This window comes from Pseudovibrio sp. M1P-2-3, from assembly GCF_031501865.1.
Taxonomy (GTDB): domain Bacteria; phylum Pseudomonadota; class Alphaproteobacteria; order Rhizobiales; family Stappiaceae; genus Pseudovibrio; species Pseudovibrio corallicola.
Map to the genome: position 1 here is coordinate 1940637 of NZ_JARRCW010000001.1, position 23919 is coordinate 1964555.

Here is a 23919-nt window from a genome sequence, read left to right on the forward strand (position 1 = left end):
GTTAATAGACTTCAACTGTCTGCATCATACCAAGGTCTTCATGACGTAAAACGTGACAATGGATAACAAACTTACCGGTGAAGCTTTCAAATCTGGTCTTGTAGGTTATGGAGCCTGGCTTACCTCCCTCACTATAAGGGAGCGCAATGGTATCTTGCCATCGGCGCAGGGGGCTGTCCTGCGGCAGTTCCATTCCATTGATATGTGTGACAAAGAAAGGGTTGAGGTGAATATGAAAAGCATGAACACCCCCAGTTGAATTGGTAATGGTCCATTCCTCAGCTGTGCCCAGTCGCATCCGCTGTGCCATTGTGCCGTCATAGGCCGCATCGTTTACTGTGAAGCCAAGTGTAAAATCTATAGTACGGGTGGGCAACGTCGTATCATCATCAAATGCGCTCAGGCCCGGCCCTGGCAGTTCATCGTCCTCAGACCATTCACAGTTCACTGGAGTTCCAGAGATTCCCACCTGAATTGTTGCCGCGCGGCTATTGCTTGTAAAGGAAAGCAGGTCCGTGAGGCCAGTTATCCAATCGATAGGGATAAGGCCGGGCTTGGCATTTTCAGGAGCTCTCACGATCAAATCCATTCGATTGCCTGGGGCCAAGGCAGAAGGGTTTAACCATGGTTCCCGCTTGTCAAACTGGTCAAGCCTCTGGCGTCGTGGCAAGGTTAGTCCATCAAAGGCAATCTGGTAGAGTTCAAGCTCTGGAATGTTCGTTGCAAGGTAAGCAAAGGCGTTGCCAGCAGACTGGGCGTTTATAATCCGCCACCGTTGCACCTCTCCGGGCCGCATGTGAAGTGTGGGAGCATCTTTCCCCCGCCTTGAGGGTTGACCAGAACCATACCCCGGTTCATGAGCATCAGAATATGCTCGGGGGCCTGTGCAATATAGCTCGGCATGGTGCCGGGTTTGTCTGGAACAATCAAGGGCCCAGCCAGGCCACCGCCAACCTGACGTTGCGTCGATCCATGCTTGTGGGCGTGATACCAGAATGTACCTGAGGGGTGGTCCTGCGCGATTTCAAATCTGTAATTCGCTCGGTGCCTTCGAAAAGTTTCTTCCACCGGTATCCCGCAAATCTGTTCACATGGGACAAGTTGGTCTTTGGGTACAACATTTATAAAGACGTTGTCCGCGTCAAATCTACCGGTTTTATCCTTGTTAGGTGAAACGTGTAGGCCATGGGTATGTAAGTTTGTTGTATTTAATCCATGAAACGCATTGGGGGTGTCCGTACAATCATCGTGCAACGGGCTAAGGTTGTTTACCAGTTCAATATCAAGCGTGCCGCCTGGCTCCAGAGTTAAGGTCGGCCCCGGAGATTTTTCGTTGTACACGGGCCGCCCGTCAACTTCTGTCACTGTTAATGTGGTTGGAGAGAAGGAGGACGCGCTTTGCGCTTGAGCCAGTGTGGGGCTAGATAGGGTGAGGCTGGGGCATGCAAGTCCGAGCGCTGTAGATAATTTGAGAAACGAGCGCCGAGAAAGCGCTGACCGAGAAAAAGTCATGGTACAATCACCCATTCCTTGCTCCGAGAGCCAGCTGTTGAACAGTCTTGGATGATCAAGTCTCTGGACATGAAAGGTCCAGCCGTCCGTATTGGTTCGCCCACCACGATGCACTGATCCGGGGTCTTCCCTAAGCGGATTTCCTTTGTTGCCAAATTATAGGAAAACTGTTGTTTCGTGTTTGAAGCTTCGCAGTCTGTCAAAGTAAGAGTTAGGTCATGGGCTGACTGATATGTCATGCAAAATTTAGGGTAGGCAACTGATCTGATCTTTCCTGTTTTAGCGTCATAGGAAAACTGAACATCCCCCCCCTGCGGTTTACAAGAGTGTGCATGTAGGTTTTCAGCAAACCCCTTTCCGATGGTATCAATACACCAGCCGAGTTCTCGAGTTTCTCCGAAATTGTCAGCCAGATGGATGACAGGTGCTGGCGTTTGTATGTGTGGCTGTTCGGCTGCACTGGCGTGTACCGAGCAAAAAACTGCGCTCAAGATGCAGGCCCAGTAAATCCTTTGAATATAAAGCCCCATACTACTATCTCTCTTCAGTTGAGCTTGTCTGGTCTGTAGCGATGGAGTGATCTCCGCCAAAGCTCTGGGTCTATGAGATGAATTGGTCTTCTCGTTTATTGTTGGCAGCGTTCAGACAGTGCAGCGTTTGATTTTTTGGGTAGCCCACCGCACACTTGTCCCGTCTTCTACTCACACCTTATATAAATGGAGCCTCTCGTCTATTTCGAAGCTGTATCCAACTGTGTCAAAAGTTCACAGGAGTATAGTTTACGACACTTTTCTAGGGGCAGTGCTTCTGTTCTGGAAAAGGAGTAGCTGTCTCTCCATTGCTGGAGATACAATGGATGGAATAGGCGGTGATTTTGAAGACTGTCTTAGGTTGATGCAGCTTCCGTTTGAAACGGGAAGCACGAGCCATGCGCCTGCTTTGTAAAACTTAAAGGTTAGGTGAGGGCCCACACTCGTGAAAATGGCAATGTGTCATTGTAACTCATACCAATCGGGGGCGGAACAAGCTTTGTTCAAAATCGTACGCAAAGGAATTTATTATTTGTTTTCAGTCAAGTGTCCAAAAACGTCCGTTTATGAACAGGTGGAGTTAAAACAGTGCTAACAAGCTTTCCACATTGTTTGCCATTATCAGTCTTGAAAGCATATGGGCATATCGGTGTGCCACGATATTAATGGATCGCAAAGCAATTAAACACAAGGCGTATGGCAGACGAGAAAAGTCACGGTTCCGACTGGGACTGGATACCTTGAGAAACTGGATCACTTTGAAACTGGACAAGGCATTTCTCGCATGGAATAAAGCCTGTCCAAAACGTTCACTCAAATGTAGTGTCATGTACTGTGGTTTTAATAAAACGTCTGACTGCTTTAGCTTGTTGATGCACTAAAGTAATTGGGCCAAACTGTGAGGCCTTGCTTAAATTAAGAGCGAGGTCGGAACCTGCTCACTCCGGTATGATGTACACTCTTTTGTCCGGCTCCGTCTCTTGCCATTAACGCGTGGATGCTTAATTACATGGGTTCTAAGTTACGTGGAGAAGAGACTGCACATGAACGCCCCAACAAGACCCCAGAAGCGGATTTCCGCTTGCCCCCATGATTGTCCGTCTACCTGCGCTCTGGAGGTTGAGGTGCATGAGGACGGGCGCATCGGGCGTATTCGTGGGGCAAAGGACAACTCTTACACCGCCGGTGTTATCTGCGCGAAAGTTGCCCGCTATACGGAGCGGCTCTACCACAAAGACAGGGTTCTTTACCCCCTGCGCAGAAGCGGACCGAAAGGGTCGGGTCAGTTCACCCGCATCACTTGGGAAGAGGCTCTTGAAGAGGCTGCCAGCGCTTTCTTAAAAGCAGAAGAGCAGCACGGCAGCCAAACCGTCTGGCCCTATTATTTTGCGGGAACTATGGGGCAGGTTCAGCGCGATAGCATCAACCGGTTCAGGCATTCCAAGAACTATTCGGGCATGTATGACACCTTCTGCACCAACATGGCTTGGACGGGCTATGTGGCGGGAACGGGTAAGCTTGCAGGCCCCGACCCGCGCGAGATGGCGGAAGCTGATCAGGTTGTCATCTGGGGCACCAATCCGGTTGCAACGCAGGTCAATGTGATGACCCATGCAATCAAGGCCCGCAAGACCCGCGGCGCGAAGATTTTCGTGGTGGACGTTTATGAAACGGAGACCATGAAGCAGGCGGATGTGGGGTTGATTATCAAGCCCGGCTCCGACGGGGCTCTGGCCTGTGCAGTGATGCATGTTCTGTTCAGGGACGGATATGCGGACCGCGCTTATCTGGAAAAGTATTCCGACGCACCTAAAGAGCTGGAGCAGCACCTTAAAACCCGCGGGCCGGAATGGGCAGCCAAGATTACCGGTCTTCCTAGAAAACAGATTGAAGAATTCGCGCAAGCTATTGGAAAAAATAACAAAACATTCTTCCGCATAGGCTATGGGTTCACCCGTTCTCGAAACGGAACTGTCAACATGCACGCGGTCACCAGCATTGCTGTGGTGGGTGGCCATTACCAGCATAAAGGCGGCGGCGCGTTCCATAACAACGGTGCGATTTTCGGTTTTGACAAGTCCATGATCGAAGCCCACTCCTTGAAACAGGAGGGCATCCGCCAGCTGGATATGGGACAGATCGGGCGGATTCTCACCGGCGATAACGAGGCGCTGCTGAATGGTCCGCCCGTGACAGCCATGCTCATTCAAAACACCAATCCGGTGAGCGTCGCGCCAGAACAGGCGCTTGTGAAGCAGGGCATGGCGCGCGAAAACCTGTTCACGGTGGTGCATGAACAGTTCATGACAGAAACCGCCTTGATGGCCGATATTGTGCTGCCAGCCACCCAGTTCCTTGAGCATGATGATATCTATAAGGCAGGGGGGGCGCAGTCCATCCTGTTTGGGCCAAAGCTCACGCAGGCACCGGGAGAGGCGCGCGAAAACCTTTATGTACTCAACGAGCTGATCCGCCGAACCGGAGGCAAAGAGCATGAGGCCCATAGCTGGAGCGCTCGCGAGCATGTGGACTGGCTTTTACAATCTTCCGGCCACGGCAGCTTGGAGAATTTGGAAAAACAGGGCTGGATCGATTGTCAGCCAGATTTTGAGACCTCCCACTTCCTGAACGGCTTTGGCTATGAAGATGGAAAATACCGATTCAAACCGGACTGGACCAACGTGCGGGTTAACAACGCTGGGCCAATGGGGCCTTGGGAGAGCTTGCCAGTCCTTCCCGATCATTGGGCGGTAACGGAAGAGGTAACAAAAGACTACCCTCTGCGGCTCGTCACAGCGCCAGCGCGGTCCTTCCTGAACTCTTCCTTCAACCAGACCGAAAGCTCGCTCAAAAAAGAAAAGCGCCCCACAGCGCTGCTGCACCCCCATGATGCGCAGGCTCATGAGATTGAAGCGGGGGACTATATCATCTTGGAAAATCAGCGGGGCCAAGTTTACCTGCACGCGGAAATAAGCACCCAGCACATGCCGGGTACGGTGATCTCGGAAGGTATTTGGCCCAACCACGCTTTCAAAGAGGGAAATGGCATCAACACCCTCACAGGCGCCGACCAAGTCGCCCCCTTCGGGGGCATCGCCTACCACGACACCCGTATCTCTATTCGTAAATCGGAGACGGGAGAGGCTTGAGGCGTGGGGCTGGCCCAAATCTACTAGGAGAAGTCTACGAAATTCGGGAGTAAACCCAGCAGTATAATCGCTAGTTCGTGGTCTGGATACCGGATCGGCACTTCGCTTGTCCGGCATAACCCAAGGGGTTTACCAAACCTCGCCACCCATTCCGCCGTCATCCCGGCAACCGAGCCGGGATCCAGAAGGAACCCTATAGGTTTGCAATAATGCCGATTGGTATAAGCTGCCTTACAAATGGCAACTAGAAAAATAAGAAGTAAAAAAATAATTAAGCGGTATTGCCTATCAAGGCACCCGTACCTCTATTCGTAAAGCGGAGACGAGGGAGGCTTGAACAGTGGAGTCAGGTTCGAGTACAAAAGCTTCATATTATTTTAGATGCAGGCGAATTAGGGTATCAAAATAGGGTAATATTTCATGAAAATTACAAATTCATATCAACCTAGTATTGCTGATAAAATATTCTTGGCTGGAAGGTCGATAAAGTATTCTCGCCGCTTATCATCGGATTGCGTTGCTTTTATTTGCGGATCTAAGGATGGTCGAGATAAACTAACAAAACACCACGCAATTCTTAAATTTTCTTATTCTGGTAATGTGCAGTATCATAGAGTTGATGTGGATGATGTCGGTAGTTTTATCGATTTTTTTAAAAAGTTAAATGTAACGGACGATGAGTAATTCGTTGGGTTTGTTGTTTGTTTATGAAAGCCGTTGATCCCTTTCTACTTTTTACAGATTATTTATATGAAGTGTAGCGGATATAGGATGCGATAAGATTTTTTCTTACTAACACTCTCATTCTGCTAAATGGATTAAAGTGAGGTTTGAAGGACGGGGCTGGGTGGGTACAAAATAACTGGTCTTTTCGAGTTTACACTAATTTACATGATTAAGGCGGGTTTGAGCATTCGGGGCGCATACGGCATAAATGCCGTAGTAGCTGTTCTCGTTGGTTTCTTGTTAGCGCTGCCGCTGCTTCTTAATCTGACTGCGCTAATTGATGGAACCAGTATAAAAAATGCCTATTTGGGGGTAGGGGTATGCATCGCAGTTATTGTTTACATCAGGGTGCTGCATGCCCTTCATAACGCGGTGTCTCATCGTAAACCGTCTGAGACAAAATCAGCGCAAGATATTTGACAATAACTGTTGTTTTTGGGGGGGACGGGTGTTTTGTCTCGGGCAGGCCTGCCGATGAGTTTTACAATTCCAAAGTAGTCCCCGCAACTACTTAAAGGGTTACTATGGAATCTCTCTAGCCATTCGCATGGAAATGGCAAGAGAACAAGAGCAACAGGCATCTCAACTTGGTGGATAATACAGGTAACCAAAGTGTGGTTACTAGTTTCATATCTATGGAATAATCTCTAAAAATTCCATAATTAAATTGGCATACTCGTATCTCTAAGAGTTTATTAGTATACATTGCACCGCTCATTCGTTTCCTTTTAGTGCTGTCGTTGCTTCCTAGTCTGACTGCTCTGAATGATGGAAGCCGCGTAAAAACTGCCTATTTCGGGGTAGGGTTATGATGGAATGGATGCCTCTCCCGGCGCATTTCTGCAATACTGAGCAGAGTGTAGCTTTTGGAAAAAGAGGGACGCAACCATGAAGAACCTTGCCGTTGTTGGAGTTGATTTATCAAAGAACGTTTTTCAACTGCATGGAGCCGCTGCAGACGGACATGTCGTGTTTTCAAAGAAGGTTTCTCGTGCGGGTTTTTTGAAGGCTTTGGGTAAGCTGCCAACTTGTCTTGTCGCAATGGAGGCTTGTGCGAGTTCCCATTATTGGGGAAGAGAGGTGGGAAAGCTGGGGCACGAGGTTCGCTTGATTGCGCCGATTTACGTCAAACCCTTTGTTAAGCGCCAGAAAAACGACGCCAACGATGCTTTTGCCATTGCCGAAGCCGCCGCCCGTCCCACCATGCGCTTTGTGGAGGTCAAAAGCGAACTTCAACAGGCCCGTTCGATGGTGTTCCGCACCCGTGAGATTCTGGTGCGCCAGCGAACCCAAATGATTAACGCGCTGCGGGCGCATTTGGCCGAACATGGACTGGTCGTCCCTCATGGCGCGGTCCATGTTGAGAAGCTGAGGCAGCGTCTTGAAGCGGATGGGGGACATCTTCCTGAGATTGTTCATGAAATGGCGAGGTTGTACTTTGAACAGATTGGCGAGCATACGCAAAAGATTAAGGTGCTTGAGAAAAAACTTCAGACATTGGCCAGAAACAGTGGTACGGCAAAAATTCTGCAAACCATTCCCGGGCTCGGCCCAATCACCGCGATAGCGATAGAGGCTTTTGCCCCCGCAATGGCCACGTTCAAGCGCGGGCGGGATTTCGCCGCTTGGCTGGGCCTGGTTCCCAAGCAGCACTCAACGGGGGGCAAAACGCGGCTTGGGAAGACGTCTAAAGCCGGCCAGCGTGATATTCGCAGGCTGCTGATTATTGGCGCGACAACAGTTATTTGGTGGGCCCGCAAAAAAGGCGCGCCCCGGCATCCGTGGCTTGAGGCCTTGCTGGCAAGAAAAGCTCCTCTGGTGGCCGCTGTGGCGCTGGCAAATAAAATGGCGCGAACAGTATGGGCAATGATAACAAAGGGAGAAACCTATCGAGATCCGGCAAGCATGGCTGTGTGAACGTGGCTTGTCTCGTCGGTAAGCCGGGAGGGATTGCAAGGGACATCTGACAGTTAAGGACCCAGGATCACTAAGATCGGATCAGGAAAACCAGTTTGCGACACGGAGCTTTGAGCTCGTGGTTATGATATTGGACCTGATCGGCGCTTATCCATAACGGCCCGCGAGGACAAAATCTTGCAAAAAGGCCTGATACACGTGCGCACTTGATCCCATGGTTTTTACGTCTGAGTAACTCTCGCATTGACTAAGGCATCCATACACGTCGCAGTCATTTTATACATCAGGGTGTTGCATGCGCTTCATAACAAGGCCTCTCATAGTCGAGCGCCTTTGAGGCAAGCTGGAAAAGGTAGGTGAAGCTATGAGGGGAGTAACAGGGGAGCAGGGCACCCCTGTTAGGTGGTTGGTGCTTTAAATAACCGGTGCGATCAGGTCTTCCTCAAGATCATCACAGCCGATAATGCGCACACGGTGGCCTTCAATCTTGGTTCTGCCAGCGGCAACCAAAGCAAGGGCCTCGGGGTAGATTTCATGCTCAATGGTGAGAACACGGGCACCCAGCGTGTCCGGTGTGTCGTCATCCAGAACAGGCACCGCCCCTTGCATGATAATCGGCCCCACGTCCATTTCGCTAGTCACAAAGTGCACCGTTGCCCCATGCAGGCGCACGCCAGCGGTGAGGGCGCGCTGGTGGGTGTCCAGTCCGGGGAAGCTGGGCAGGAGCGCCGGATGGATGTTGATAACGCGATTTTCCCACTGCGATACAAACCAAGGGGTAAGCAGGCGCATGAAACCGGCCAGAACGACCAGTTCAGCCCCCGAAGCCTTGATCTTCTGATGCAGTTCCTTTTCAAAGCTCTCACGGTCTTTCCCAAAGAGCTTGTGGTCAACTACAAATGTCTGGATACCGTTATCCTTGGCGGTTTCCAAGCCTTTCGCATCTAGCCTGTTGGAGATAACCGCGCAGATTTCAGCGGGGTAGCTTTCGTTCTTAGTGGCTTCAATAAGAGAGGCCATATTGCTGCCCCGACCAGAGATCAGAACAGCAACCTTCTTCTTTGGAAAATCACTCATTGTTCAAGCCCAAAGATCCGTCAAAGACAACAGCTTCACTCTCGCGCTTCTCAAGGGTGCCCAAGCGGGAAACCGTCTCTCCGTGCGCTTCCACAATGGCGATAACCTTATCCGCTTCGCTTTGCTCCACAACCACAGCCATGCCAACGCCGCAGTTGAAAGTTCTCAGCATTTCTTTCTGCTCGATTTTTCCGGTCTTGGACAGCCAGTTGAACACGTGGGGGAGGTTAATTGCCCCCAGATCAATGTGAGCTGCTAAGCTGGAAGGCAGAACACGTGGCAGGTTCTCAGGAAGCCCACCGCCGGTAATGTGGGCCATTGCTTTTACAGAGTGGGTTTCACGGATGGCTGCAAGCAGGGATTTCACATAAATACGGGTTGGCTCCATGAGAGCAGCGCCAAGTGACTTGGTGGAGTCAAACGGGGCTGCATCCTCCCAGCTCAAACCGCTCAGCTCAACAATCTTGCGCACAAGGGAAAAGCCATTGGAATGAACACCTGAAGAAGCCAGACCAAGGATTACATCGCCTTCTTTGAGGTCTTTGGAAGGCAGCAGCTCCCCCCGCTCGGCAGCGCCAACGGAAAAGCCTGCCAGATCATAATCATCCTTGGCATACATGCCGGGCATTTCAGCGGTCTCGCCGCCAATAAGAGCGCAGCCTGCTTGTTTGCAGCCCTCGGCAATACCGGCGACAACTTCGGTTGCCCGCTCAACATCCAAAGAGCCGCAGGCAAAGTAATCGAGGAAGAAGAGAGGTTCAGCCCCTTGAACAATGAGATCATTCACGCACATGGCAACCAGATCAATGCCAACACTGGCGTGCTGGTTGGTATCAATGGCTATTTTGAGCTTTGTTCCCACACCATCATTGGCCGCAACCAGAATGGGGTCTTTAAAACCAGCCCCTTTAAGATCGAAAAGTCCCCCAAATCCGCCAATTTCGCTGTCCGCTCCGGAGCGGCGAGTGGCTTTCACCATTGGGCCAATTTTTTTGACCAGTTCGTTTCCGGCATCAATACTCACTCCGGCTTGTGAATATGTAAGACCATTGCTGGCATTCTGGCTCATAGAGGAAACTCCGTGTATGCTTGGGATCGATCCCGATTTATGTATCAGCAATTTCGCGGGCATAGAACCTAAAAGGGCGTTTGAATGCAAGTTCTCGAATGGGAGAGTTTTTGTCTTTTCTGATCTATTTGAAGACCGTCCCCTAAAACTTTGCGCAGTGATGGATTAATTTATAATTTCTATTGGCGAATCAAGTTACTGATCCCTTAATGAACAGTTCAATCTATTTTTCCGCTAGCGGAAACGAGGGTGTTTATGACGCTTAAGAATCAAATGTACTTCTGGTTTTGCTCGTTCCTGATCTTTGTTCTCTTCCTGTTCGTCTTCAGTGATATCTTGCTGCCTTTTGTCGCGGGAATGGGGCTGGCTTATCTTCTTGATCCTGTAGCTGACTATCTGGAGGACAAGCGCATCAGCCGCTTGTGGTCCACAGTGCTGATTCTATTGGTTTTCGTAATCATCTTTGTTGCAGTTCTTCTAATTCTCGCGCCTTTGCTTGGAAACCAGCTCGCCCGGTTTATCGAGGAACTCCCAACAAACATTGAAAAGCTACAGGCCCTTTTGACAGATCTTGCTGGCAACCGGCTGCAGAACCTGAGTAGCTTCTCCAATGCAGATCTTAAAAGTACGATCGGTAATTTGATGGGGCAGGCGGCAACTTGGCTGGGAGCACTTTTGTCGTCAATCTGGAGCGGGGGCCAAGCACTTCTTTCCATAATTTCCCTAATGGTTGTCACTCCGGTTGTCGCATTTTATTTGCTGCTGGACTGGGATGACATGATTGGCCGCATCGACAGCTGGATCCCAAATGCGCAGAAACAGACAGTTAGAGACCTTGCCCGACAAATGGATGAGGCCGTCGCGGGGTTTGTCCGGGGCCAAGTTTTACTCTGTATAATACTGGGGAGTTTTTACGCAATTGCGCTTTTGCTTGTTGGTTTGAAATTTGGGCTATTGATTGGGCTGACCGCTGGCCTTATTAGCTTCATACCCTATGTTGGAGCGCTAGTCGGCTTTTTCCTTTCTATTGGAGTTGCGCTGGTCCAGTTTTGGCCAGACCCTCTCATGATAGGTCTCGTGCTTCTCGTTTTTGCGATGGGTCAGTTTCTGGAGGGCAATGTCCTCCAACCCAAACTTGTAGGACACAGTGTCGGTCTTCATCCTGTATGGTTGATGTTTGCGCTGTTTGCATTCGGATCCCTTTTTGGTTTTGTCGGGATGCTGATCGCCATTCCTGCCGCTGCGGTGGTCGGGGTTTTAGCGCGGTTTGCACTAAAGCAATACCTTGGCAGTCCGTTTTATGCCGGAATTGGTAGTGACAATAGGAATATGGACGAGTTGGAATGACTGGATCGGCAATCCCACAACAGTTGCCTTTGATGTTACCTCACAACGAGGCGCTAGGATTTGATGATTACCTCGTAAGTGAGGCCAATCAAGCGGCATTCAACCTGCTGACATCTTGGCCGAACTGGAGTTCGCCAATTGTGCTGCTGGCCGGGCCGACTGGCGCGGGCAAAACACATCTTGTGAATGCTTGGCAAGAGGTAAGCGGAGCCCATATTGTCAAGGCCCCTCAGCTTTATCAGTTCAGTCCTTCTGAACTGGCGGAAGCCGGGCCCGTGGCTATTGAAGACCTGCATGAGGGGTTTGATGAAAAATCTCTCTTCCATCTGTTCAATGCGATCCGGCTAAATGGGCAGACTATGCTGCTCACCAGCCGCACATGGCCCCATGCCTTCAATTTGCAACTCCCGGATTTGGCCTCAAGGTTCCGTGCCGCCACGCCAATTGAGATTGCAGAGCCCGATGATATGCTCCTGCGCATGGTAATGACCAAGTTATTTGCAGATAGACAGGTTTCTGTTGACCATTCGTTAATTGAGTTTCTCATTCTTCGAATTGAAAGGTCCTTGTCTGCTGTGGGGCATATTGTAGAGGCTTTGGACAGGTATGCTTTAGCAAAAGGTAAAAAAATTACCAGAGCAATGGCATCGAGTGTCCTGGACAGTCTGGATCAGTAGGCGTTTTCTATTAAATATTGTATTACAAACCTCATGCGCTGAATCCGAGTGGGTATGGCATGTTATAATGTGGTTTGTTGCTAAGAATAAGATACTATGCGGAGGGTTCTGGGATGAATGAAATGGCTGGCACGAATACTACAGATGTACAGAACATGCCGCTAATTACGCCAGAACAGGGGCAGGAACTTCTAGAAAAACCCGGACGTTTTATCAATCGGGAGATCTCATGGCTCTCGTTTAACCGCCGGGTACTGGAAGAATCCATGAACCCCAGCCATCCATTGTTGGAACGGCTGCGCTTTTTATCTATTTCAGCCAACAATCTGGATGAGTTCTTCATGGTGCGTGTTGCCGGGCTTCGTGGTCAGCAACGGGAAGGGATTAACAAGCAATCCGATGACGGATTGACCCCCGGGGAACAACTGGAAAAGATTGGAGAGGCTGTTGGCCGCCTGCAAAGTGAGCAGCAAAGCTGTTTTCGCCAGCTGCGAACAGAGTTGGCTGAGGATGGTATTCGCATCCTGCACGCAAAAGATCTGGAAGATCAGGAAGCCGATTGGCTGGAGGATTACTTCCTGCAGCATATTTTCCCAGTTCTAACACCGCTTGCAATTGATCCTGCCCATCCGTTTCCGTTCATTCCAAATCTCGGTTTTGCGCTCATTCTGGATTTGTTGCCAACAGGTGGCGGCGCCGGAATGACTGCGCTGCTCCGTCTTCCAAGCCAGATTGGCCGGTTTGTTATTTTGCCGCAGCCAAAGGGGACGGATCGGCATGCGAAGCGTTTTGTCGCAACAGAATCCATCATCAGCCTGTTTATTGACCGCCTGTTTCCCGGATATCATATCCGCGGGAAGGGCACATTCCGTGTTATTCGAGATTCCGATCTGGAGATCGAAGAGGAAGCGGAAGATCTGGTTCGGGTCTTTGAAAGCGCTCTGAAACGGCGGCGCCGTGGTTCGGTTATTCGCCTGGAAATAGTAGGTAACACCCCTGAAGACCTGAGGGCCTTTGTTGCAAATGAAATGGAAATCGAAGAGGAAGACGAGATCTTCCTTGTAGACGGTTTGCTTGCTCTCAACGATCTTTCGCAGCTTGTTGATATTAAGCGCAGTGACTTGAAATTTCCAAAGTTCAATGCACGTTTTCCTGAAAGGATTAGAGAACACGGTGGGGATTGTTTTGCTGCAATCCAGCAAAAGGACATTGTCGTTCATCACCCCTATGAGAGTTTTGATGTGGTGGTGCAGTTCCTGCATCAAGCTGCTCAAGATCCGGATGTGGTGGCCATCAAGCAGACACTTTACCGCACATCAAATAACTCGCCAATCGTACGGGCGTTGATAGAAGCGGCGGAAGCCGGTAAGTCGGTCACAGCTCTTGTGGAGCTTAAAGCGCGGTTTGATGAGGCTGCTAATATTCGCTGGGCGCGTGATCTGGAACGTGCTGGCGTGCAGGTGGTCTATGGGTTTATCGAGCTGAAAACGCACGCCAAATTGTCTATGGTTGTTCGCCGTGAGGGGAGCAATTTAAGGACCTACTGCCATATTGGTACCGGAAATTATCACCCCATTACTGCACGGATATATACTGATCTGTCGTATTTCACTGCCGACCCCGTGATTGCAAGTGATGCGGCTAAGATCTTTAACTATATTACCGGCTATGCCGAACCTGGTGAGCTGGAAACTGCTGTCATCTCGCCCAAGTCCTTGCGTGCGCGCATCATGCAGCATATGGAAGAGGAAATTGAGCACGCCAAAGCAGGGAGGCCTGCCCAGATTTGGCTCAAAATGAACTCTTTGGTCGATCCGCAGATTATCGACGCTCTTTATCGCTCCAGCCAAGCGGGCGTGCAAGTCGACATTGTTGTTCGCGGTATCTGTTGCCTGCGCCCCGGTATTCCGGGTCTTTCGGAGAATATCCGGGTAAAGTCGATTGTTGGACGTTTCTTGGAACACAGCCGCATATATTGCTTTGGGAACGGTTATGGGTTACCGAGTCGAGAGGCGCATGTGTATATTAGCTCGGCAGATCTAATGCCTCGGAATCTGGACCGGCGGGTAGAAATGTTGGCACCGATAACAAACCGTACTGTTCATGAGCAGGTGTTGGACCAGATCATGGTTGCAAATCTGGAAGATAATCAGCAAAGCTGGAAGATACTTCCTGATGGCGGTCATGAACGTATTGTCCCTCTCCCGGATGAAGAGCCGTTCAATGCGCATAAATACTTCATGACAAACCCATCTTTGTCGGGGCGTGGTAGTTCCTTGCAAAGTGATAGCCCGAAATTATTCCCGGAACGCAACTCCAGTGCCTAATAACTATAAAAATGGTGATATCAGGGGCCGCTTTAACGGCTCTGGTCCAGTCGCGATCATTGACATTGGTTCCAATTCAGTTCGACTGGTTGTTTACGAACGACTTTCACGCAGCCCATCCCCGCTTTTCAATGAAAAGGTATTAGCGGGATTAGGGCGCGGAGTTGGCTTGAATGGTGAAATGGACCCGCTAAGGGTAGAGGTTGCCCTAAAGGCAATCTCCCGTTTCAAGGCCATAAGCAAGCAAGTTGGCGTTACTATGCTGCGCATCGTCGCCACAGCTGCAGTACGAGAAGCCAATAACGGGCCAGCCTTCATTTCCGAGGTTGAGCGTATCTGTGACACTCAAGTGCAGATCCTTTCGGGTAAAGGTGAAGCGCACTACTCCGCAATGGGAGTTGTTTCAGGCTTTCAAAATCCAAACGGTCTGATTGGTGATTTGGGGGGAGGGAGCCTTGAGCTTGTTGAAATCTCGAAAGAGGATGTGGGGCACGGCATCACTTTCCCTCTTGGTGGGCTGAGACTTCAAGATAACTCTCACCGTGATATTGTTCAGGCCCAAGAGATCGCAAAGACTGTCTTGCAAAATGCTGAGTGGCTTTCCGAAGCAGGTGCTGGGAAAAACTTCTATGCAATTGGAGGCACATGGCGCTCACTGGGCCGCCTTCACCTGTTTCAAGAAGGTTATCCTCTCCATGTCATGCAGGAGTATACTATTCCTGCGGAAGTGGCCGTTGAGTTTTGTGATCGTGTTATCCGGAAGCAGACAAATAAGCTTAGAGAGATCAAAGTCATCTCCAAAGCACGGCGTACCCTCTTGCCATATGGGGCGGCAGTCCTAAAAGAGGTTGTTCTCCAGTCCAAAGTGGATCAAGTGGTATTTTCTGCTTTGGGTATTCGCGAGGGGCTGCTCTATGATCTGTTAGATCAGGAGGAGCGGAAAAAAGATGCCTTGTATGAGGCAGCTTATGAGATAAGTGCGCTGCGCTCGCGTTCTCCCAAATTCGGTCTGGAGCTGGAGGCGTGGACAGAAGGCGCTCTTTTGGCTGCCGGTATTATTGAAAGTGACAGAGAACGTCGCCTTCGTCTGGCTGCGTGTCATCTGGCGGACATTGGGTGGCGGGCTCATCCAGATTATCGAGGGGAACAATCCCTCAATATTATTAGTAATGGGTCTTTTATTCAGGTGGATCACCCCGGCCGTGCCTACCTTGCAATGTCCGCGTTCTATCGGCACGAAGGGCTTGTTGATGATGCGGTATCTCCGCAGATTTTGAGTTTATGTAGCGAGCGGCTTCAGATGCTTGCACGGATAATGGGAGCACTGCTGCGCATAGCTTCACTGGTGAGTGCTTCAACTGCCGGTGTACTGGGGCGAACTTCCATTTCATTTGTAGACGGCAAACTGGCTTTGTGTTTGCCTGAAGGGCTGAAGGATCTAGATGGAGAGCGCCTTAATAAGAGGGTCAAACAGCTGGCTCGAATCTTTGATATGAAGGGCGCAATTCTCATCAGGTAGATATAGAAAAAGCGCCAGTGATGACGCTTTCTATGAGGGCTTCAATTAATTATAGTCTTGAGCCTTTATACTGAAACATATCCAGCTGCCTTGAAGTAATTCCAACACTCTTGGGGTGTGAACAGATCGCATATGTCACCCAGAGCCTTTATCAAGGTCTCAAAGGTTCTGGCTTTCATTCTGCGTAGGTGTGCTTTGAGCTTGGAAAACGCCATTTCGATAGGATTGAGATCAGGAGAATAGGGCGGCAGAAAAAGGAACCAACACCCGCTTTGTCTGAGGGCCCTTGCGGCTTCTGGAACTTTGTGTGTGGACAGGTTATCCAGAATGACCACCGTTTTAGGGTGCAAGCATGGAGCCAGTTGTGTCGTGATATAAGTGGTGAATGCCTTGCCATTCATGGCCCCGTCCAGAACCCAGGGCGCAATGAGTCCCTCGTGGGTCAAACCGGCGATAAAGGTCTGGTTCTGCCAGCGTCCAAACGGCGCTGTGTCAAGGGCTCGTTCCCCTTTAAAGGCTCGGCCTCGCAGCCGGGTTAAATTCGTTTTAACACTGGTTTCATCGAGAAACACCAGTCTCTCAGGCAGATCACGCATTATAGGCTGACGGGTGTGGCGCCATTCATCTCTGGCATTTTGTACATGGAGTTTGCCACGCTCGGTTGCCACCAACGATTTTTTTTATAGGTGTAGCCAAGACGGCGCAAAGCCTTGGAGACGGAAGTATGGTGAACCCTCACTCCCTCAGCCATGAAAAGTGCATCACATAACTCCATCAACGTGATATCTCCGTCTTGATTGACCAGCTCGCGCAAGAAGGAGAGGTAGGGCTCCAATTTTCCGCCTCCCTTTGGGCGCCCTGTCCTGACCGGGATTAAACTCTGCCCCTCCCGAACTTTACGGGCCAAGCGAGATCCTGATGCTGGAGAGATCAGCAGGCGGCGTGCTGCTTCACGCCCGCTCATCCCGGATAAAATGAGCCTTTTAAAGCGAAGGCGTAAATCAAGTGAAAGTGGCCGACCCATGTGATCTCCTCCCTAAAAGGAGTGAATCACAAATCAACCTGATTGGGAATCCCCAATCGATTCAGCGTTGCGCCTCATTGCTTTAGCTGGCGTTTCCGCTTTTCGGGGGACTGGAACGCCTCTTTTTGTTTCTGGTACTTGAATGGCGCTCCACAGGCTCTCCTTGTTCGCAAAGAACAGTGGATCTGCCGTTAAAGGCAAGCGCTACTTCACCGTTTTTGAGACGCAGGGCATCGGCTCCGAAAATTTCCTTACGCCAGCCTTGGAGTACGGCAATTTCAGTGTCATCTCCAGATGCGATCTTCTCAAGGTCGTCAACCGTAGCGATAACTTTTGGTGCCACCCCAAACTGTTCGCACTTCATCTTCAGCAGAACTTTTAGAAGGTCGACAGCTGCTGATGCCCCATCAGGAGCAGGTCTTCCTTTCGGAAGTTCAGGAAGCTCTTCTTGAGGAATCTGAAGGCCAGCGTGAACAGCGTTGAGGATATCCTCAGCATATTTTGAGCGCTCTAAACCCTTTGGTATCGACCGTAGGTGGCCAAGTCGTGTTGTATCTCTGGGCTGCTGAATTGAGAGCTCAAATATTGCATCGTCTTTGAGGACGCGGCTTCTGGGCATGTTGCGTCTTTGGGCTTCTTTGTCACGCCACGCTGCCAGCTCTTTTAGAACTGCGAGTTCACGGGGCTTGCGTACCCGAAGCTTCATGCGTTTCCACGCCTTTTGAGGGTCGGAAATGTAAGTATCCTTGGACGTAAGGGTCTTCATTTCGTCTTCAACCCAGTGGGTCCGATTCTTTGTCTCTAACTCTTTACGCAGATGATTATAGATATCACGCAGGTGCGTTACATCGGCTAGAGCGTACTCCAACTGTTTTTCAGTGAGTGGGCGTCTGGACCAATCCGTAAAACGGGAGGACTTATCAATTCTGTTGCCGGTGACTTTCTGGACGAGTTGATCGTAGGAAACAGAATCACCAAAGCCACAGACCATTGCAGCAACCTGACTGTCGAAAAGCGGGCTTGGAACAATTCCGCCAAGGTGCACAATAATTTCGACATCCTGCCGAGCCGCATGAAATACCTTGGTTACATTTTGGTTTTTCATCAGCTCGAAAAAAGGCTCCAAGTCCAGATTTTCTGCCAATGCGTCAACTATAAAGGCTTCTTCAGGGCTTGCCATCTGTATGAGGCAGAGCTTTGGCCAGAATGTTGTTTCGCGCAGAAACTCTGTGTCGATTGTGACAAACTCAAAGCGAGCGAGACGAGTACAGGCTTCTTGAAGCCCTTTTGTTGAAGTGATCATATTCATGGTTGCAATGCTATAACGCAGGTGATGTCAATTGTCGTTGATTTATTCTTGAGAATACCGCAGAACTGTACGATCTACGCAACTTTTCTCTCGAAAGTGGTAATTGTTGTGAATTGGAACTGTCCTCCTAGCCTGCAATATGTTTTTGCAAAAGAAAAGGTCTGCATGAGGATACTTTACTTGACTTTATAGCCGTGACATGGCTTCTCCAGCCGGTGCCTTCGTTTTGGTAGGCAAATGATTTTTAAAAGTTACAAAGATTATACTATGGCTGAGGACGCTATGCATCGATATCGAAGCAACACCTGTGGTGAATTGCGCGAAACCCACGTAGGAGAAACAGTACGCCTTTCAGGTTGGGTCCACCGTGTCCGCGATCATGGTGGCCTGTTATTTATCGACCTGCGCGATCATTATGGTTTAACACAATGTGTTGTTGATCCGGATTCTCCGGCATTTAAATTGGCAGAAACAGTTCGCTCTGAATGGTGCATACGCATTGATGGTGAAGTGAAAAAGCGCAGTGATGAAACAATCAACGAAGCGCTGCCAACCGGTTCCGTTGAAATATATATTCACGAAATGGAAGTTCTGGGCTCTTCCAAGGAATTGCCACTGCCGGTATTTGGTGAATTGGAATATCCAGAGGACATTCGCCTTAAATACCGCTTCCTCGACCTTCGTCGTGACACGCTGCACCAGAACTTGATGACACGGACAAAAGTTATCAACTCTATGCGTCAGCGCATGAATGCGGCCGCATTTAACGAGTTTCAAACTCCAATCTTGACTGCGTCCTCTCCAGAAGGTGCCCGTGACTTCTTGGTGCCCTCTCGTATCCACCCTGGTAAGTTCTATGCACTTCCGCAAGCACCGCAGCAATTCAAGCAATTGTTGATGATGTCCGGCTTCGACAAGTACTTCCAGATTGCACCTTGTTTCCGTGATGAAGATCCTCGGGCCGACCGGCTTCCAGGTGAGTTCTATCAGCTCGACATGGAAATGAGTTTTGTAACTCAAGAAGACGTTCTGACAACTATGGAACCCGTTATTCGCGGCGTTTTTGAAGAGTTTGCAGAGGGTAAGCCAGTTACTGATGTGTTCCCACGCATCCCTTATGCAGAAGCAATCCGCAAATATGGTTCTGATAAACCAGACTTGCGCAACCCTATTGAGATGCAGGAAGTAACAGAGCAGTTTGCAGGCTCAGGCTTCAAAGTGTTTGCTCGCATGATCGATAGCGATCCGAAAGTTCAGGTCTGGGCAATTCCAGCACCTAAAGGTGGATCCCGCGCATTTTGTGATCGCATGAACTCTTGGGCGCAAGGCGAAGGGCAACCGGGTCTTGGGTATATTTTCTTCCGTAAGGAGGAAGACACAATTGCCGGTGCTGGACCGATTGCCAAGAATATTGGTGCGGAACGTACTGAAGCCCTGCGCGTTCAACTTGGACTGAACGAAGGGGATGCTGTCTTCTTTGCTGCCGGTGATCCTAAGAAATTTGCAGACTTTGCTGGCAAGGCACGTACCCGTGCAGCTGAAGAACTTGACCTAATTGACGAAGATCGCTTTGCCCTTTGCTGGATTGTGGACTTCCCAATGTACGAATGGGATGAAGAAAACAAGAAGGTAGACTTCAGCCACAACCCGTTCTCCATGCCTGAAGGCGGCCTTGATGGTCTGGAAAACACTGACCCACTCGAGCTGAACGCCTATCAGTACGATGTTGTGTGTAACGGTTACGAAATTGGCTCAGGCGCTATCAGAAACCATCAGGTCGAGGTTATGAAAAAAGCCTTCGAAATTGCTGGTTATGATGAGAGCTTGCTGGAAGAAAAGTTCGGCGGAATGTTCCGTGCCTTCCAGTATGGCGCACCTCCGCATGGTGGTATGGCAGCAGGCGTTGACCGTATCGTTATGCTGTTGGTCGGAGCGAAAAACCTGCGCGAAGTAACTCTCTTCCCGATGAACCAGCAGGCACAAGATCTGATGATGGGTGCGCCAGGCGATGTCTTCCCGGCACAACTGAGAGATCTGCATATTCGCTTGAACTTGCCAGACGCGTAACTTTTAGGCGCCTCAAGGTTACTGAGTGAGTAAGCTACAACTAGCTTTTATAGGAGGCGATCGTATAGGATACGATCGCCTTTTGTGTTAACAGGTTCCCACTATAAAGATGACGAGTATGAGGACATGCCGTGTTTAAAGCACTAGGGAGAAAACTGTTTGAGGATCCCGAAGGAGCTCCCTATCTGTTGCGCCGACTATTAGGCGAAAACTTGCACCGCTACAAAAAACAGTATGCAATTGCTTTTGTTTTTATGGGAATGACCGCTGCCGCGGGCGCAGGCAGTGCCGCGATAATGAAAGACGTTATCAATGAGGTCTTTATTAATAAAGACTCCACGATGGTCTACGTTATTTCTCTGACGGTTGTTGGTATTTTCGTTATGAAGGGGGCGGCCAGCTATGGGCAATCTGTAGTTCTAAGCCGCATTGGTAACTCAGTAATCGCGAAACTACAAAACGACATGTATGCCAAGATAACGCGCTTGGGAGTGCGTTATTATGATACAACATCATTTGGAGATATTGCGACTCGTTTTGGGCAGAATACCGGGGCCGCACGTAAAGCAATGGATACGATCGTTCTGGCTGTAGGCCGGGATGTAATGTCAGTGATCGGCCTTGTGTCCGTTATGGTCTATCAAAATCCGCTGTTGAGTTTGATTTCAATGGCCATAATGCCTCCTGCCGTTTTCGCCGTTGCCAAGCTGGTCAAGCGGGTTAAAAAAATCGCCAAGTCCCAGTTTATTAACCGGACAAGAATTCTCTCAACAGTGAAAGAGACAGCTCAAGGCATTCGCGTCATTAAGTCGTTCCGGTTTGAAACCGAAATGAGAGATACGATGTCATCTGCTGTGGGTGACGTTGAAAAACAAGCAAATAAAATTGCCAAACTGACTGCACGCACATCACCGCTCATGGAAACTTTAGGCGGAATTGCCGTTGCAGCGATCATCATGTATGGCGGATACAGTGTGATTGAAATGGGGCAAGATCCTGGTGCGTTTTTTGCTTTTATTACCGCACTTCTTCTTGCCTATGATCCAATTAAACGTCTGGCTCGGGTTCAGGTAAGCCTGAACAATCAGCTTGTAGGCGTTCGGTTAATGTATGAGCTGCTGGATCTGAAGGAAGATTACCCTGAAACAAGTAATAACGCAGACCTTTCCGTTTCAGGTGGTGAAGTTGTACTTGATGATGTGGTGTTCCACTATGGTGATTCTCCGGCTCTAAATGGTCTCTCGCTAACGGCTGAAGCTGGTAAAGTAACCGCTCTTGTTGGGAGTTCAGGAGCAGGAAAGTCCACCGTTTTTGCTATGCTGGAACGCTTCTATTATCCGCAATCTGGAGAAATTTTGATTGATGGCCAGTCAATCAATGGCGTGAATATTCAGTCCTTGAGAGCAAATATGGCAATTGTTACTCAAGATACTTTCTTATTTGATCGCTCAGTTCGGGATAATATTCGAATTGGTAAGCCAGATGCCACTGATGCCGAAGTGGAAGAGGCTGCAAAAAATGCAAACGCTCATGATTTCATCTGTGAACTTGATCAAGGGTATGAGACATTCGTTGGTGAAGGGGGGGGGCGTTTGTCTGGCGGGCAGCGTCAACGTATCGCAATTGCGCGCGCAATGCTCTCGGATGCTAAAATCCTGCTTCTAGATGAGGCTACATCTGCATTGGATGCTGAATCTGAACACAAGATTCAGGCGGCTCTTACCAAGCTTATGGCAGGAAGAACAACGATTGTGATTGCCCACCGGCTCTCAACAGTTCGGGAAGCGGACACCATCCATGTATTAGAAAAAGGTCGTCTTTTGGAAAGTGGCTCTCACGATGAGCTTTATGCCATGGATGGCTTCTATCGGCATTTGTGTAAACTGCAATTTACCGAAACTACAGTCAAAGCCCACCACTAATGATAGTCGGAGGCTAGAGGACGCTTACGCGTCCTCTAGTTAATCTAGTTAGCAGCTAATCTGGCCCGTTCTTTTTTCGGATCAGGTATTGGAACTGCGTTGATGAGCACTTTGGTGTAGTCATCTTGCGGGTTTGAAATGACCTGCTTAGCCTCTCCAAGTTCGGCAATATTGCCGAAATTGAGTACCATTATGCGGTGGCTAATGTGGCGCACTACGCTCAAATCATGGGCGATGAAAAGCAGGGATAACCCAAGCTCTTCCTGTAGGTCCATGAGAAGGTTAACCACTTGTGCCTGCACGGAAACATCGAGTGCTGACACAGGCTCATCGCAAATGATCAGTTTGGGCTCTGTTATAAGAGCTCTAGCGATGCCAATACGCTGACATTGCCCACCAGAAAATTCGTGGGGGTAACGATTGATCATGTTGGGGTGTAGGCCAACCTTGATCATTAGTTCGCACACCCGCTCTTTGATTTCTTTGCGAGTAAGTCCCTTGCTATGGGTTCTAAGCGGCTCTGCAATAATTTGTGCCGCTGTTAAGCGTGGGTTCAGAGAGGCGAGGGGATCTTGGAAAATCATCTGCATCTCTTTACGAAGAGCATGCATTTGTCTGGCGCTATATTTGAGAACGTCTTGCCCTTGCCATAAGACTTGACCTGTTTGAGAGGGAACCATACGAGTTATGGCTCTAGCGAGTGTAGACTTGCCACAACCAGATTCGCCGACAATTCCCAGTGTTTCGCCGGCTGCCAAGTCGAAGGATACACCATTGACTGCTTTCAAAGTATCTGGCTTTGAAAAAGGCATGGCGTTTTTTCGAGGAATAGAAAACTCCACATGAAGATTTTTTACTGAAAGAAGGGGGGGGGTCATTTTTGTACTCCTTCCAGTTGACGTTGAACTTCTTCCTTGTCAATGACAGAAAGACGTTGATCATCAATATCAAGCCGGGGAACGGATTTGAGGAGTGCCTGCGTGTAGGGGCTTTGAGGGTTTTCAAAAATATCTTCAGTTGCCCCTTGTTCCATAACGTCCCCGTTAAACATTACCAATGTACGTTCACAGGAGCCAGCAACAATGCCAAGGTTATGGGTAATCAAGATGATTGCCATGCCAAAGTCGTGTTGCAAGTCCACAAGAAGGTCCATGATTTTTGCTTGCACCGTCACATCAAGTGCGGTGGTAGGTTCATCTGCTATAAGAAGCTTTGGCCGGCATAACAGTGCCATGGCAATCATGACGCGCTGGCGCATGCCCCCTGAAAACTCGTGGGGGTACATATGAATGCGATTTTTCGCATTTGGAATTTTAACGGCATCCAGCATGCGTACACATTCAGAAACTGCATCTCGCTTGCTCATACGTCGGCTTTTATCGGCGTTATAAATGAGCGGCTCAATCATTTGATCGCTGATACGCATGTACGGATTGAGTGATGTCATAGGATCTTGAAAGATCATCGCCAACTCATTGGACCGCAGCCGGTTCATTTTCTGTTGAGTGAGGCCGAGAATTTCCTGATCCTGATAACGGATTGATCCTTCTATAATGGCGTTTGGAGGGCACAGGCCCATTGTCGCAAAAGCTGACTGGCTTTTTCCAGAGCCAGACTCCCCAACAATTGCGAGTGTTTCTTTTTCCTCCAACTGGAAGGATATTCCCTTTACAGCCTTGACCGTACCTTCGGGCGTATCATAGGAGACTTTCAGATTTCTTATATCAAGTAATGCCATGGTTTTTCT

18 protein-coding genes are annotated in these 23919 nt (G+C 49.5%); 9 read left to right on the forward strand and 9 right to left on the reverse strand.

Translation table 11 applies throughout. The annotated features are described in order from the left end of the window. Nucleotide 1: 1 nt before the first annotated feature. Genes P6574_RS08775 through P6574_RS08785 form a run of 3 tightly spaced genes read right to left on the reverse strand, consistent with a single transcriptional unit; the run spans nucleotide 2 to nucleotide 2042 of the window. Nucleotides 2–781, reverse strand: a complete 780-nt coding sequence (locus P6574_RS08775; protein ID WP_310619960.1) for a multicopper oxidase family protein — start codon at nucleotides 779–781, stop codon at nucleotides 2–4. Then, nucleotides 760–1527 carry a multicopper oxidase domain-containing protein gene (locus tag P6574_RS08780; RefSeq protein ID WP_310619961.1) on the reverse strand — a complete coding sequence of 256 codons (768 nt, stop codon included), beginning with the start codon at nucleotides 1525–1527 and terminating at the stop codon, nucleotides 760–762. Before P6574_RS08780 ends, P6574_RS08775 begins: the two co-directional genes overlap by 22 nt. Further along, nucleotides 1509–2042 carry an RICIN domain-containing protein gene (locus tag P6574_RS08785; protein WP_310619962.1) on the reverse strand — a complete coding sequence of 178 codons (534 nt, stop codon included), beginning with the start codon at nucleotides 2040–2042 and terminating at the stop codon, nucleotides 1509–1511. The genes P6574_RS08780 and P6574_RS08785 overlap by 19 nt, the downstream gene beginning before the upstream one ends. A 1043-nt stretch (nucleotides 2043–3085) precedes the next feature. Here P6574_RS08785 and P6574_RS08790 point away from each other — a divergent pair. The 3 genes from P6574_RS08790 to P6574_RS08800 all read left to right on the forward strand — a co-directional run bounded on the left by P6574_RS08790 (nucleotide 3086) and on the right by P6574_RS08800 (nucleotide 7834). Beyond that, a complete protein-coding gene (locus P6574_RS08790) occupies nucleotides 3086–5191 on the forward strand; it encodes a molybdopterin-dependent oxidoreductase (protein ID WP_310619963.1) in 2106 nt (701 codons plus the stop codon). Between the two features lie 420 nt (nucleotides 5192–5611). Next, entirely contained in the window at nucleotides 5612–5875 is a 264-nt protein-coding gene (locus tag P6574_RS08795) for a hypothetical protein (RefSeq protein ID WP_310619964.1), read from the forward strand. 930 nt (nucleotides 5876–6805) lie between these two features. Continuing rightward, nucleotides 6806–7834, forward strand: a complete 1029-nt coding sequence (locus tag P6574_RS08800; RefSeq protein ID WP_310619544.1) for an IS110 family RNA-guided transposase — start codon at nucleotides 6806–6808, stop codon at nucleotides 7832–7834. A gap of 414 nt (nucleotides 7835–8248) precedes the next feature. Here the strand turns inward: P6574_RS08800 and purN are convergent, their stop codons facing one another. Continuing rightward, nucleotides 8249–8911, reverse strand: coding sequence for a phosphoribosylglycinamide formyltransferase (gene purN / locus P6574_RS08805; RefSeq protein WP_310619965.1), 663 nt, complete (start codon nucleotides 8909–8911; stop codon nucleotides 8249–8251). Then, the gene (purM, locus tag P6574_RS08810; protein WP_310619966.1) at nucleotides 8904–9980 is read right to left on the reverse strand and encodes a phosphoribosylformylglycinamidine cyclo-ligase; all 1077 of its coding nucleotides are present in this window, start codon (nucleotides 9978–9980) and stop codon (nucleotides 8904–8906) included. The genes purN and purM overlap by 8 nt, the downstream gene beginning before the upstream one ends. A gap of 255 nt (nucleotides 9981–10235) precedes the next feature. On the opposite strand from purM, the gene P6574_RS08815 reads away from it, so the two are divergent. The 4 genes from P6574_RS08815 to P6574_RS08830 all read left to right on the forward strand — a co-directional run bounded on the left by P6574_RS08815 (nucleotide 10236) and on the right by P6574_RS08830 (nucleotide 15850). After that, the gene (locus tag P6574_RS08815; RefSeq protein ID WP_310619967.1) at nucleotides 10236–11327 is read left to right on the forward strand and encodes an AI-2E family transporter; all 1092 of its coding nucleotides are present in this window, start codon (nucleotides 10236–10238) and stop codon (nucleotides 11325–11327) included. Next, on the forward strand, nucleotides 11324–12004 hold the full coding sequence (locus tag P6574_RS08820; RefSeq protein WP_310619968.1) for a P-loop NTPase family protein: 681 nt from the start codon (nucleotides 11324–11326) through the stop codon (nucleotides 12002–12004). Before P6574_RS08815 ends, P6574_RS08820 begins: the two co-directional genes overlap by 4 nt. A 122-nt stretch (nucleotides 12005–12126) precedes the next feature. After that, nucleotides 12127–14331 (forward strand): RNA degradosome polyphosphate kinase, encoded by a 2205-nt coding sequence (locus tag P6574_RS08825; protein WP_405048083.1) that lies wholly within the window; start codon nucleotides 12127–12129, stop codon nucleotides 14329–14331. Next, nucleotides 14324–15850 (forward strand): Ppx/GppA family phosphatase, encoded by a 1527-nt coding sequence (locus P6574_RS08830; protein WP_310619969.1) that lies wholly within the window; start codon nucleotides 14324–14326, stop codon nucleotides 15848–15850. The genes P6574_RS08825 and P6574_RS08830 overlap by 8 nt, the downstream gene beginning before the upstream one ends. Nucleotides 15851–15915: 65 nt before the next feature. Here the strand turns inward: P6574_RS08830 and P6574_RS08835 are convergent. Together P6574_RS08835 and rnd are read right to left on the reverse strand one after the other, a co-directional pair. Beyond that, a protein-coding gene (locus P6574_RS08835) for an IS630 family transposase (protein WP_310619020.1) occupies nucleotides 15916–16874 on the reverse strand; the annotation gives its coding sequence in 2 pieces (ribosomal slippage) (nucleotides 15916–16530 and nucleotides 16533–16874; 957 coding nt in all). An 82-nt stretch (nucleotides 16875–16956) separates the two neighbouring features. Then, complete coding sequence (gene rnd / locus P6574_RS08840) at nucleotides 16957–18183, reverse strand: ribonuclease D (protein ID WP_310619970.1); 1227 nt, start codon at nucleotides 18181–18183, stop codon at nucleotides 16957–16959. 282 nt (nucleotides 18184–18465) lie between these two features. Between rnd and aspS the strand changes: the two genes are divergently transcribed. Continuing rightward, a complete protein-coding gene (gene aspS, locus P6574_RS08845) occupies nucleotides 18466–20250 on the forward strand; it encodes an aspartate--tRNA ligase (RefSeq protein WP_310622132.1) in 1785 nt (594 codons plus the stop codon). A gap of 131 nt (nucleotides 20251–20381) precedes the next feature. After that, complete coding sequence (locus tag P6574_RS08850; protein WP_310619971.1) at nucleotides 20382–22172, forward strand: ABC transporter ATP-binding protein; 1791 nt, start codon at nucleotides 20382–20384, stop codon at nucleotides 22170–22172. A gap of 44 nt (nucleotides 22173–22216) precedes the next feature. Here the strand turns inward: P6574_RS08850 and P6574_RS08855 are convergent, their stop codons facing one another. Further along, on the reverse strand, nucleotides 22217–23050 hold the full coding sequence (locus tag P6574_RS08855; protein ID WP_310619972.1) for an ATP-binding cassette domain-containing protein: 834 nt from the start codon (nucleotides 23048–23050) through the stop codon (nucleotides 22217–22219). Beyond that, on the reverse strand, nucleotides 23047–23910 hold the full coding sequence (locus tag P6574_RS08860; protein ID WP_310619973.1) for an ABC transporter ATP-binding protein: 864 nt from the start codon (nucleotides 23908–23910) through the stop codon (nucleotides 23047–23049). The genes P6574_RS08855 and P6574_RS08860 overlap by 4 nt, the downstream gene beginning before the upstream one ends. Nucleotides 23911–23919: the final 9 nt, after the last annotated feature.